The following is an 11,707-nucleotide window of genomic DNA, read 5'->3' as shown; positions in this document are numbered from 1 at the left end:
GTTGCGACGACACCTAGAAACCGCCAACCCGGTCGGGCGCCCCTTTTGACCTTTCGGCTCACCTCTCGGCCTACCGAGTCGGGTGGTGGGTGGGCATAGGCCGGGGGTCTGGGGGCGGAGCCCCCAGCGAGGCCCGCACCAACGCCGGGTGCCTACTCGGCCGACCGAGCAGCAGTCTCTCGCTCCTTCTCCTCCGCCTCCATCTCCGCGAAGACGTCGATGGGCGCGGGCGCCTTCGCCAGGAACACCCACGTCAGCCACACGGCCAACAGGAACGGCGGGATCTTCAGGGCGACCAGCACCCAGCCCAGCTGGGCCGTGTCGGCCCACCAGTACAGCGGGAACAGGATCGCGCACTTGGCGAGCAGGATCGCGCCCCAGGCGTAACTGGCCTTCGCGTAGGCCTTCTTGCGGCCCGGGTTGCGGGTGCGCCAGGAGAGGTTCTCCTTGAAGACCGGACCCAGGATGAGACCGATCAGCGGGACCCCGGCCAGGGTCGTGATGATGTACGCCAGCCCCAGGCCCAGCGTGTAGAGCATGCCGGGCAGGTAGAAGTCCTTGGCGTTGCCGGTCATCATCGCGAAGACGACACCGAAAGCGACGCCGAAGACGCCGCTGAAGGCGTGCTTGACGGTGTCCCGCATCACCAGGCGGACCACGACCAGCAGCAGGGACACGCCCAGGGCGGCGATCGCCGACAGGTGCAGGTCCTTGTTGATCGTGTAGATCGTGACGAACAGGAGGCCGGGCAGCACCGTTTCGACCATGCCCCGCACGCCGCCGAACGCCTCGAACAACGCGGCCTCCGTCACCGCCCGGGCATCCCGCTCAGCGGCTGCGGCGTCTTCGATGTCCGTGGTGTCTTCGGTGTCTGTGGTCGGCTTGTCGAGCGACGTCACCGGCTACTCCCGTCCGAGGGGTCTCAGTTCGTACTTGGGGTTGAACAGCACGCGGCGGCCCCGGCTCATCGAGATCCGGCCCGATGCGATCAGCTTGCGCCCCGGCTCTATCCCCACGATGGAGCGCCTGCCGAGCCACACCACGTCCAGGGCGGCGGAGCCGTCGAACAGCTCGGCCTCCAGGGCCGGAACTCCCGCACGCGGCCGCAGGGTGACCGTGCGCAAGGTACCAGTAACCGTGACGACCTGCCGGTCGTGACAGTCACCGATCCGCGTGCAGCCGGCGGTCGCGGCGTCCTCGCGCAGCTCCTCGGACTCCAGGTCCTCCTGCGAGGAGGAGAGCCGGTCGAGCATGCGCCGGAACCGGCCCGCCGGCTTCTCGGATCGAGGGGCAGCACTCATATCTGAAGCGTACCGGGGCCCACCGACAGCTACGTACCCCCCGTACTAGCCTTCGAAGCGGTACCCCATCCCAGGCTCCGTGATGAAGTGCTTCGGATGCGACGGGTCCGCTTCCAGCTTCCGCCTCAGCTGGGCCATGTAGACCCGCAGGTAGTTCGTCTCCGTCCCGTACGACGGCCCCCACACCTCCTGGAGCAGCTGCTTCTGGCTGACCAGGCGGCCGGTGTTGCGCACCAGCACCTCCAGCAGATGCCACTCCGTGGGCGTCAGCCGTACGTCCTTGCCGTCCCGGTTCACCTTCTTCGCGGCCAGGTCGACGGTGAACCCGTCGGTCTCCACCAGGACGTCGTCCTCGCCGCCGCCCGTGGGCTCCGCGCGGCGGACGGCGGCCCGCAGCCGGGCCAGCAGCTCGTCCATGCCGAACGGCTTGGTGACGTAGTCGTCGGCGCCCGCGTCGAGGGCCTCGACCTTCTCGTCGGAGGAGTGCCGGGCCGACAGCACCAGGATCGGCACCCGGGTCCAGCCGCGCAGGCCCCTGATCACCTCTACGCCGTCCATGTCGGGCAGGCCCAGGTCGAGGACCACCACGTCCGGGTGGCGGGCGGCGGCGAGCTGGAGGGCGGTGGCGCCGTCGTGCGCCGCGTCGACCTCGTACTTGCGTGCCTTGAGGTTGATCACGAGGGCGCGCACGATCTGCGGCTCGTCGTCGATCACGAGCACCCGGGTCATGAGGCCTGCCTTTCTGGTTCCGGTGAGGAGAGGAACTCCGGCCGCGCTCCCGCCGCCCGGAGCGTGAGCACCATGGTGAGGCCGCCGCCGGGCGTGTCCTCCGCGTCGAGGGTGCCGCCCATGGCCTCGGCGAAGCCGCGGGCCACGGCGAGACCGAGACCCACGCCGGCTCCGCGCGGGGCGTCGCCGTAGCGCTGGAAGGGCTCGAAGATGCGTTCCTTGGCCTCGTCGGGGACGCCCGGCCCGCGGTCGACCACCCGCACCTCGACCCGGTCGGCGAGGGCGCTGGCGGAGACCAGAACCGGCTTGCCGGGCGGACCGTACTTGACCGCGTTCTCGACCAGGTTGGCCACCGACCGCTCCAGCAGCCCGGGGTCCACGGCGACCATGGGCAGGGTCTCCGGGACGTCCAGCTCCACGCTGTCCGCGGGCACCCCGCCGAGCGCCATCGGCACCACCTCGTCCAGGTCGATCTCCCGGATCAGCGGGGTGACCGTGCCGGTGTGCAGGCGGGACATGTCGAGGAGGTTGCCCACCAGGTGGTCCAGGCGGTCGGCGCCCTCCTCGATGCCCTCCAGCAGCTCCGCCCGGTCCTCCTCGGACCACGCCACGTCGTCGGACCGCAACGACGAGACGGCCGCCTTGATCCCGGCCAGCGGCGTACGGAGGTCATGGCTGACGGCGGCCAGCAGCGCCGTACGGATGCGGTTGCCCTCGGCGAGCGTGCGGGCGTGGTCGGCCTCCTCCTTCAGGCGTCGGCGGTCCAGGACGACGGCCGCCTGGGCGGCGAAGGCGGCCAGCACCCGGCGGTCCTCGGCGGGCAGCACCCGTCCGGTCAGCGCGAGCGCCATGTGGTCCCCGACCGGCATGTCGACGTCCGCGTCCTCGGGCCGCTCCACCTCCGGCCCGGAACCGACCCGGCCCGCGCAGGTCCACGGCTCGACGTCGCTCTCCCGCTCCAGCAGCGCGGCCGACTCCATGCCGAAGGTCTCGCGGACCCGCTCCAGCAGCTCCTCCAGGCCGGTCTCGCCGCGCAGCACGTTGCCCGCGAGGAAGGACAGGATCTCCGACTCCGCCCGCAGCCGGGCGGCCTGGTGCGTGCGGCGGGCCGCGAGGTCCACCACGGAGGCCACCGAAACCCCGACGCCGACGAATATGGCGAGGGCGACGATGTTCTCCGGGTCGGCGATCCGCCAGTGGTGCAGGGGTGGTGTGTAGAAGTAGTTCAGCAGCAGGGAGCCCACCGCCGCCGAGGCCAGCGCGGGGAGGAGCCCGCCGAGCAGCGCCGCCGCCACCGTCACCGTCAGGAACAGCAACATGTCGTTGGCGAGGCCGAGGTCCACGAAGCTGAGCAGCAACGCCATGACCGCCGGCCCGGCCACGCCGACCAGCCAGCCCGAGACGATCCGGGCCCGGCCCAGCCGCGCGCCCCTGGCCACCGGCAGCCCGCGCCCCTTGGCTACCTCCTCGTGGGTGACGATGTGCACGTCGAGGTCGGTGCCGGACTCCCGGGCGACCGTCGCGCCGACGCCGGGGCCGAAGACGTACTGCCAGGCCTTGCGGCGCGAGGAGCCGAGGACGATCTGGGTGGCGTTCACACCGCGCGCGAAGTCCAGCAGGGCCACCGGTATGTCGTCGCCCACCACGTGGTGGAAGGTGCCGCCCAGGTCTTCGACGAGGGTGCGCTGTACGGCCAGTTCCTTCGGCGAGACCGAGGTCAGCCCGTCGCTGCGGGCTATGTAGACCGCGAGCACCTCGCCGCCGGCGCCCTTCTCCGCCAGTCGCGCCGCCCGCCGGATCAGCGTCCGCCCCTCCGGGCCGCCGGTCAGTCCGACCACGATCCGCTCCCGCGAACCCCAGATCTTCGACACCCGGTGCTCACTGCGGTACTGCTGCAGATAGGCGTCCACCCGGTCGGCCACCCACAACAGCGCCAGCTCCCGCAGCGCCGTCAGGTTGCCGGGCCGGAAGTAGTTCGACAGGGCCGCGTCCACCTTGTCCGGCTGGTAGATGTTGCCGTGCGCCATCCGCCGCCGCAGCGCCTGTGGCGACATGTCGACTAGCTCGATCTGGTCCGCCCGCCGCACCACCTCGTCCGGCACCGTCTCCTGCTGCCGCACCCCCGTGATCGACTCGACCACGTCGCCCAGCGACTCCAGGTGCTGGATGTTGACGGTCGATACGACGTCGATGCCGGCCGCCAGCAGCTCCTCGACGTCCTGCCACCGCTTGGCGTTGCGCGAGCCGGGGATGTTGGTGTGGGCGAGTTCGTCCACGAGAGCGACCTGGGGACGCCGGGTGAGGGCGGCGTCGACGTCCATCTCGGTGAAGACGCCGCCGCGGTACTCCAGCTCCTTGCGCGGGATCCGCTCCAGACCGCGCAGCATCACCTCGGTGCGCGGCCGGTCGTGGTGCTCGACGAAGGCCACGACGCAGTCGGTGCCCCGCTCGACGCGCCGGTGCGCCTCGGACAGCATCGCGTACGTCTTGCCGACGCCCGGTGCCGCACCGAGATAGATCCGAAGCCTGCCGCGTCCCATACCCTCATTGTCTTTCGGTCACCTGCCTGCGCAGCGTCGACCTTACGGCCAAGAATCCCGACAAATGGGGTCGGGTCCGGCCTCCGGACCGTCTTTGACGCAACCCTGACGCCCCCGGCGCCGGGCGTCAGCCCTGGACGATCTCCCCGTCCCGCAGTTCCAGCACCCGGTCGGCCAGGTCCAGCAGATTCGCGTCGTGCGTGGCGACGAGCGCGGTGACCCGTTCACTGCGTACGACGGCACGCAGCAGCTCCATCACGGAGTGACCGGTCTCCGCGTCCAGCTGGCCGGTCGGCTCGTCGGCGATGAGCAGCGAGGGGTTGTTGGCGAGGGCGCGGGCGATGGCGACCCGCTGCTGCTGGCCGCCGGACAGCTCGCCGGGTCGCTGCCCGGCGTGATCGGCGAGGCCGACCAGGGACAGCAGCAGATCGACGCGCTCCTCGCGTATCCGCGGGTCGGCCCGGCGCAGCCGCATCGGCACGCCGACGTTCTCGGCGGCGGTGAGGATCGGGATGAGCCCGAAGGACTGGAAGACGAAACCGATGCGGTCCCGGCGCAGGGCGAGCAGGCCGTCCTCGTCCAGCCCCGCGAGGTCGAGCCCGTCGACCGTGACGCGCCCCTCGTCCGGCGCGTCAAGGCCGCCGACGATGTTCAGGAGCGTGGTCTTCCCGGATCCCGACCGGCCCTTGAGGGCGACGAGTTCCCCGCGCGGCACGTCGAAGGAAACGCCGCGCAGGGCATGGACGACGGCGGCCGAGTCGCCGTAGGACTTGCGGACGTTCTCGACGCGCACCATGGTCTCGGTGACCACCTGAGTCATGCGTCCTCCCCCCGTTCCCCCGTGAACCGGGCGCCAGAGTACGAGAAAAGGCCGCACCCCGGCGAGAGGTGCGGCCCTGTGTCTCGACTGTCTACCGGACCTCGGTGATCTCCGGCCCGCGCTGCAGCTGTCCCATGCCGCCGGAGAAGCGGGAGCCCGCCTCCTCCTGCGTGACGCCCTCGGGGACCATCTGCGCGTCGTCCGGCAGCTTCAGGACGATCGGGTCGCGCGGCGCCATCGGGCCGTCGCCGCGGACCACCACCGTGTCCCGGAAGATCTGCTCCAGCAGACCCGCGGCCTGCGGCTGTACCGCGCCCTGGCCCGAGATCACCCCGCGCAGGAACCAGCGGGGCCCGTCCACCCCGACGAACCGCACCACCTGGAAGCCGCCCGTGCCGTCCGGCAGCTGCACCGGCACCTGGGCGCGCAGCTCCCAGCCCAGCGGACCCTCGACCTCGTCGATGATGCCGCCCTGCTGGGTGATGCCGGAGCCGATCTCCTCGCGCACCTCGCCCCAGATGCCCTCCCGCTTGGGAGCGGCGAAGGCCTGCAACTGGATGGCGCTGTCCTGCAGCACGACGGTCGCCGCGACGATCGCGTCACCCGCGACCTCGACCCGCAGCTCCATGCCGTCGACGCCGGGCACGAACAGCCCGCCCAGGTCCACCCGGCCCTCGGCCGGGTCACGGACCTCGGAGCTGTCCCACGGCCCGTCGGGCCGCGGCTCCGGTTCCAGCCTCACGCGCTCGCGCTCGACCTCGTCGTCCGCCTCAGTGTCGACACTGTCGACGACCTGCTCGGCCTCGCTCGCCGCGTCCGCCGCGTCCTCAGCGGAGCCCTTCTTCTTGCGACGTCCGAACACGTCACTGTCCTTCCCGGTCGGATACGACCGAAGCGTATCGATTCCCACCCGTCGCGCCGCCCACGGCGGCGTGACCACTTGTGCCGCGCCCGCCGTCCACCTCGGCATGGCCACCGGTGGACCCGAATCCCCCCTCGGCCCGTGCCGAGTCGGGAAGTTCCGCGACCTCCTGGAAGCGGACCCTCTCGACCTGCTGGACGACCAGTTGGGCAATCCGGTCGAAGCGCTCGAACCGCACGGACTCGCGCGGGTCGAGATTCACCACGATCACCTTGATCTCCCCACGGTACCCGGCATCAACCGTCCCCGGGGCATTCACGAGAGCGACACCGCAGCGGGCGGCGAGACCGGAACGCGGGTGCACGAAGGCCGCATACCCCTCCGGGAGGGCCACGGACACCCCCGTGGGCAGCACGGCCCGTTCACCCGGCCGCAGTTCACAACTCTCGGTGGTGCGCAGATCGGCTCCCGCGTCACCGGGATGCGCGTACGTCGGAAGCGGTACGGCGGGATCGACGCGCCGGATCAGCACGTTCACGGGGTCACGACTCACGGGTTCACCTCGAAGGCGCGGGCACGCCGCACCTGGTCCGGATCGTTCATGGCGGCCTGGATCTCCTCCTGGCGGCCGTGGTCGACGAAATGGTCGACCTTCACCTCGATGAAGAGCGCGTCGGCGCGGACCGCGACAGGCCCGTCGGCGTCGCCGATGCGGCCGGTGGCGCTCGAGTAGATCTTCCGCCCGGCCACCGCGGTCACCTCGGCCTGAAGGTGCAGGGTCGTGCCGACCGGCACGGGCCGTACGAAGTCGGTCTCCAGCCGCCCGGTCACGGCGATCGTCCGCAGCATCCAGTTCAGCGCGCCGAGGGTCTCGTCGAGGGCGCTCGCCAGCACACCGCCGTGCGCGAGTCCCGGAGCGCCCTGGTGGGCGGGCCGCACGGTGAACTCGGCGGTGAGGGTGACCCCCTCGCCGGCCCGCGCCGCCAGGTGCAGCCCGTGCTGCTGCCCGCCGCCGCAGCCGAAGCACTGTGCGTAGTGCGCACCGAGCAGCTCACCGGGTGCGGGAGCATCAGGGTGCCGCACCGGTTTCACGGCGTCGGCCGGAGGCTTGAGAGCCGCGGAAGTACCACTCACAGCCGCAGACCTTACCCGCGCGTCGGCGCGGCGCCGACACCGTGCCAAGCTTGGCTCCATGCAGCTCTCCGCCGCCCCGTACGAAGAACGTCTCACCGCACCCCGCTCCTGGTGGCTGATCTCCTTCCTGGTCGGGGTCTCGATGGCGTTGGTCCTGATGCCCTTCGGCACCCTGCCGATGCTCGGCGGCCTGGTCGGCGGCACCGCCGCGGCGGCGGTCGTGGCCAGCGCGTACGGCTCGCTGCGCATCCGTGTCGTGGGCGGTTTCCTGATCGCGGGCGAGGCGAAGATCCCGGTGTCGGCGCTGGGCGAGGCGGAGGTGCTGGACGCGCAGGAGGCCGCCGCCTGGCGGACGTACAAGGCCGACACCCGCGCCTTCCTGCTGCTGCGCGCCTACATCCCCACCGCTCTGCGCGTGGAGGTCACGGACCCCGCGGACCCGACGCCGTACCTGTACCTGTCGACGCGTGAGCCGGAGCGGCTGGCCGAGGCGCTGAAGGCGGCGCGGGCGGCCGGATAGAACACCCGGACGAGGCGTCACCCGAGCTCTTTCGGGCCGTCCTCCTTCGGACCGTCCTCCTTGGGGCCGCCCCCTCTCGGGCCGCCCTCTGCGTGAACGTCCCCGATCGGCAGCGCGTCCTTGGGGGTCTCCAGCGGCGGCAGTGCGGGAAGTTCGTCCCACGGCACCTGATTCTTGCGCAGGTCGGCCCGGATCCGCTCCGCGAGTCGCCTGGTGTCCCGGCGGTTCATGACGGCACCCACGGCCGCGCCCACCATGAACGGCATCAGGTTCGGCAGATTCCGCACCATCCGCTTCATGATCTGCTGCCGCAGCTGCTGTTTCATACGGCTGTTCAGCGCGCCGTTGATCGTCGACGGCTTGCTCACGTCGATTCCGCGCTCTCCCGACCAGGAGTTCAGATACGCGGTGGAGCGCTGCGCCAGATTGCCCGGCGGCCGTACGCCGTACACCTCGTGGAGCTCGGCGATCAGCTTCAGCTCGATCGCCGCCACGCCGGTGATCTCGGCGGCCAGCTCCGTCGGCATCGCGGGCGGAACAGGCATCATCGCGGCCGCGCCGATTCCCGCTCCCACGGTGGCCGTCGCGCTCGACGCGCCCGTCACGAGCTTGTCGGCGAGCTCCTCGGGCCCCAGACCCGGGAACTGCCTGCGAAGCGTCGCGAGGTCCCGCACGGGGATCCGCGGGGCGTTTTCGATGAGCCGGTCGGCGAGATGCGCCAAGGCCGCGCGGGCACGGCTGCCGCCCTTGTGGGCGCCTTCCCTGGCCTTCTCCCGGATCACCGCGGCCCGCCGCCGTGCGACGGGCGCGGGTGTCTCGGCCGGCACCGGGAGGTCAGCCCTGTCTGCCGCCGGTTCGAGCGAGGCCGATCCCGAATCGGATGAGCCCCGCTCGTCGTCACGCGCGCGGTGGGGGCCGTCGGACGGCCCTCGGTCCGCTCCCCTCAGGAGGAAGCGGCGCTTCCGGGGAGGGGTCGAGCCAGTCACGGCCGACCCGTCCTCAGTCGCAGTCGCGGCAGATCGGCTGGCCGTTCTTCTCTCGGGCCAGCTGGCTGCGGTGGTGCACCAGGAAGCAGCTCATGCAAGTGAACTCGTCCTGCTGCTTCGGCAGTACCCGGACGGCCAGCTCCTCATTGGAGAGGTCGGCTCCGGGCAGCTCGAGGCCCTCGGCAGCCTCGAATTCGTCGACGTCCACTGCGGAGGTCGACTTGTCGTTCCGCCGGGCCTTCAGTTCTTCAAGGCTGTCCGAGTCGACGTCGTCATCGGTCTTGCGTGGAGTGTCGTAATCGGTTGCCATGTCGCTCTCCCCCTCTGGGTGTCTTCGGTGTCTCCAGCGCACGTAACGCGTGAGAGGCCGGACTTGTGCCCGACCCGAGGCGGAGATTTTGCCTCACATCAAGGTCTGTTACTCAATCGACACCCAACCGGACTCCTCATGAGTGATCGGGTTGGATGGCGATCGGGACCGTACACGGTCCGAATCCCGCACTTCAAAGGCGTCTCACCGTGTACTTCCCGTGATCAGGACCTGCGAAAACCCGGATTTTCCCGGCTTTCCTGCAGGTCACATGATCACGGAGAGTATGCGGCCGGAAATTCGCTCTTGTGATCGATCACACACGGAGACGCTCGGCGAGCGGTCGGGCGGTGCCCCGAAAATTCCGCGCAAAGCGAACATCCCCCGTGTGTTGGATCGTGTGCGGGGGCCATGCTCTCAGACGGGGAGGGTGACGCGCATGACGAGTCCACCTCCGTCACGTGGCTGAGCCGAGATGTGCCCGCCGTGCGCACGGGCCACGGACCGGGCGATGGACAGACCGAGGCCAACGCCCTTGTCACTGCCCGTACGCTCCGTACGCAGCCGTCTGAAGGGCTCGAAGAGGTTGTCGATCTCGTACGCCGGCACGACCGGGCCGGTGTTGGAGACGACCAGGACCGCCTGTCCGTGCTGGATGTCCGTCGTCACCTCGACCCAGCCGCCCTCCGACACGTTGTACCGCACAGCGTTCTGTACGAGGTTCAGGGCGATCCGCTCCAGCAGCACGCCGTTGCCCTGGACCACGGCGGGCTTCTGCTCGCCCCGGATCGCCACACCCTTGGCCTCCGCCTCGCCATGCACCTGGTCGATGGCCTGCGTGGCGACCTCGGCGAGGTCCACCGGCTTGCGCTCGATGATCTGGTTGTCGCTGCGGGCGAGCAGCAGCAGACCCTCGACGAGCTGCTCGCTGCGCTCGTTCGTGGCCAGCAGTGTCTTGCCGAGCTGCTGCAGCTCCACCGGTGCGTTCGGATCGGACAGGTGCACCTCGAGGAGCGTGCGGTTGATCGCCAGTGGTGTGCGCAGCTCGTGCGAGGCGTTGCCGACGAAGCGCTGCTGGGCCGTGAACGCCCGCTGCAGCCGCTCCAGCATGTCGTCGAAGGTGTCCGCCAGCTCCTTCAGCTCGTCGTCGGGTCCGTCCAGCTCGATACGGCGGGACAGGTCCGAGCCCGCCACCCCGCGCGCGGTGCGCAGGATCCGGCCGAGCGGCGACAGGACGCGGCCGGCCATGGCGTAGCCGAAGGCGAAGGCGATGATCGCGAGACCGAGCAGGGCCAGGAGCGAGCGGCTGAGCAGATTGTCCAGGGCGTGCTGGCGCTGCTGGTTCACGCATGCGTTCAGCGCGCGATTGAGCTCGTCCGCGGGCAGCTGGGAGGGGCCCAGGTTGCACGTCTCGCTGGACACCCGGCTGCCGGAGAGGATCTGGAAGGGCAGGTTGCTGCCGACATTCAGCGCGTTCGCCGCGAACAGGTAGATGATCGACAGCAGCAGGATGCCGGCGATCAGGAACATGCCGCCGTACAGCAGGGTGAGCCTTATGCGGATCGTCGGTCGCAGCCAGGGGAACGGCGGCGCCGGCCTGCGGGGGTCCCAGGTGGGCTTCGGGGGCGCCTGCGGAGGCGCGGGGGTCGCGGCCACGGGTGATCAGATCCGGTAGCCGGAGCCGGGCACGGTGACGATGACGGGCGGCTCACCCAGCTTGCGGCGCAGGGTCATGACGGTGACCCGCACGACGTTCGTGAACGGGTCGGTGTTCTCGTCCCAGGCCTTCTCCAGGAGCTGCTCGGCGGAGACGACCGCGCCCTCGCTGCGCATCAGCACCTCCAGGACGGCGAACTCCTTGGGCGCGAGCTGGACCTCCTTGCCGTCGCGGAAGACCTCGCGGCGGTTGGGGTCGAGCTTGATCCCGGCGCGCTCCAGGACCGGCGGCAGGGGCACGCTGGTGCGCCGGCCGAGGGCACGCACGCGTGCCGTGAGCTCGCTGAACGCGAAGGGCTTGGGCAGATAGTCGTCGGCGCCGATCTCCAGGCCCTCCACGCGGTCGCTGACGTCGCCGGACGCCGTGAGCATCAGCACCCGGGTGGGCATGCCGAGCTCGACGATCTTGCGGCAGACGTCGTCGCCGTGCACGAGCGGGAGGTCGCGGTCGAGGACGACCACGTCGTAGTCGTTGACTCCGATGCGCTCCAGGGCGGCCGCACCGTCGTACACGACGTCGACGGCCATGGCCTCCCGGCGCAGTCCGGTGGCCACCGCATCGGCGAGCAGCTGCTCGTCCTCGACGACGAGTACGCGCACGTCGCTTGTCCTTCCTGATGTCCACCCGCGTAGCGCTTCTCGGGCACGCGGGCAGGGGGGCTTGGTCAGTGTGTAGACCTCCATCCTGCCCTTTTCGGCCATAAGTCGGCGGTAAGGCGGGTGAGCGCAGTCCCAAGGACAGGTAGGAGACCCGGGAATGCGAGATTTTCTCGTCCGGTTGAGGTTTCC

Annotated in this window: 13 protein-coding genes; 1 reads left to right on the top strand and 12 read right to left on the bottom strand. The window is 70.4% G+C overall.

What is annotated here, in order from left to right; genetic code table 11:
* Window positions 1-152: 152 nt before the first annotated feature.
* The 8 genes from Q4V64_RS39170 to Q4V64_RS39135 all read right to left on the bottom strand — a co-directional run bounded on the left by Q4V64_RS39170 (window position 153) and on the right by Q4V64_RS39135 (window position 7,386).
* Window positions 153-899, bottom strand: a complete 747-nt coding sequence (locus Q4V64_RS39170) for a DUF3159 domain-containing protein (RefSeq protein ID WP_124438688.1) — start codon at window positions 897-899, stop codon at window positions 153-155.
* Window positions 900-902: 3 nt separating this feature from the next.
* Window positions 903-1,301: an OB-fold nucleic acid binding domain-containing protein gene (locus Q4V64_RS39165; protein ID WP_124438689.1), complete on the bottom strand. Its 399-nt coding sequence runs from the start codon at window positions 1,299-1,301 to the stop codon at window positions 903-905.
* 45 nt (window positions 1,302-1,346) lie between these two features.
* Window positions 1,347-2,030 (bottom strand): response regulator, encoded by a 684-nt coding sequence (locus Q4V64_RS39160; RefSeq protein ID WP_124438690.1) that lies wholly within the window; start codon window positions 2,028-2,030, stop codon window positions 1,347-1,349.
* Complete coding sequence (locus tag Q4V64_RS39155) at window positions 2,027-4,570, bottom strand: sensor histidine kinase KdpD (RefSeq protein ID WP_124438691.1); 2,544 nt, start codon at window positions 4,568-4,570, stop codon at window positions 2,027-2,029. Before Q4V64_RS39155 ends, Q4V64_RS39160 begins: the two co-directional genes overlap by 4 nt.
* Window positions 4,571-4,697: 127 nt before the next feature.
* The gene (locus Q4V64_RS39150; RefSeq protein WP_124438692.1) at window positions 4,698-5,390 is read right to left on the bottom strand and encodes an ABC transporter ATP-binding protein; all 693 of its coding nucleotides are present in this window, start codon (window positions 5,388-5,390) and stop codon (window positions 4,698-4,700) included.
* Window positions 5,391-5,481: 91 nt separating this feature from the next.
* Window positions 5,482-6,252, bottom strand: coding sequence for a DUF3710 domain-containing protein (locus tag Q4V64_RS39145; protein WP_124438693.1), 771 nt, complete (start codon window positions 6,250-6,252; stop codon window positions 5,482-5,484).
* A 1-nt stretch (window position 6,253) separates the two neighbouring features.
* A complete protein-coding gene (gene dut, locus Q4V64_RS39140) occupies window positions 6,254-6,805 on the bottom strand; it encodes a dUTP diphosphatase (RefSeq protein WP_124438694.1) in 552 nt (183 codons plus the stop codon).
* Window positions 6,802-7,386 carry a PaaI family thioesterase gene (locus Q4V64_RS39135; protein ID WP_124438695.1) on the bottom strand — a complete coding sequence of 195 codons (585 nt, stop codon included), beginning with the start codon at window positions 7,384-7,386 and terminating at the stop codon, window positions 6,802-6,804. Before Q4V64_RS39135 ends, dut begins: the two co-directional genes overlap by 4 nt.
* Window positions 7,387-7,444: 58 nt before the next feature.
* On the opposite strand from Q4V64_RS39135, the gene Q4V64_RS39130 reads away from it, so the two are divergent.
* Window positions 7,445-7,906, top strand: coding sequence for a DUF3093 domain-containing protein (locus Q4V64_RS39130; protein ID WP_124438696.1), 462 nt, complete (start codon window positions 7,445-7,447; stop codon window positions 7,904-7,906).
* A 17-nt stretch (window positions 7,907-7,923) separates the two neighbouring features.
* Here the strand turns inward: Q4V64_RS39130 and Q4V64_RS39125 are convergent, their stop codons facing one another.
* The 4 genes from Q4V64_RS39125 to Q4V64_RS39110 all read right to left on the bottom strand — a co-directional run bounded on the left by Q4V64_RS39125 (window position 7,924) and on the right by Q4V64_RS39110 (window position 11,518).
* Window positions 7,924-8,892, bottom strand: a complete 969-nt coding sequence (locus Q4V64_RS39125; RefSeq protein WP_124438697.1) for a hypothetical protein — start codon at window positions 8,890-8,892, stop codon at window positions 7,924-7,926.
* A 13-nt stretch (window positions 8,893-8,905) separates the two neighbouring features.
* A complete protein-coding gene (locus Q4V64_RS39120; RefSeq protein ID WP_005481602.1) occupies window positions 8,906-9,202 on the bottom strand; it encodes a DUF4193 domain-containing protein in 297 nt (98 codons plus the stop codon).
* A gap of 417 nt (window positions 9,203-9,619) precedes the next feature.
* Window positions 9,620-10,858, bottom strand: a complete 1,239-nt coding sequence (locus Q4V64_RS39115) for a HAMP domain-containing sensor histidine kinase (protein WP_124438698.1) — start codon at window positions 10,856-10,858, stop codon at window positions 9,620-9,622.
* Between the two features lie 6 nt (window positions 10,859-10,864).
* Window positions 10,865-11,518, bottom strand: coding sequence for a response regulator transcription factor (locus Q4V64_RS39110; protein ID WP_007385219.1), 654 nt, complete (start codon window positions 11,516-11,518; stop codon window positions 10,865-10,867).
* Between the last annotated feature and the right edge of the window lie 189 nt (window positions 11,519-11,707).

This window comes from Streptomyces sp. NL15-2K (assembly GCF_030551255.1).
In the GTDB taxonomy this organism is placed as follows: domain Bacteria; phylum Actinomycetota; class Actinomycetes; order Streptomycetales; family Streptomycetaceae; genus Streptomyces.
The sequence above is the reverse complement of the archived record's forward strand: the minus strand, read 5'-3'. Positions and strand labels throughout refer to the sequence as shown.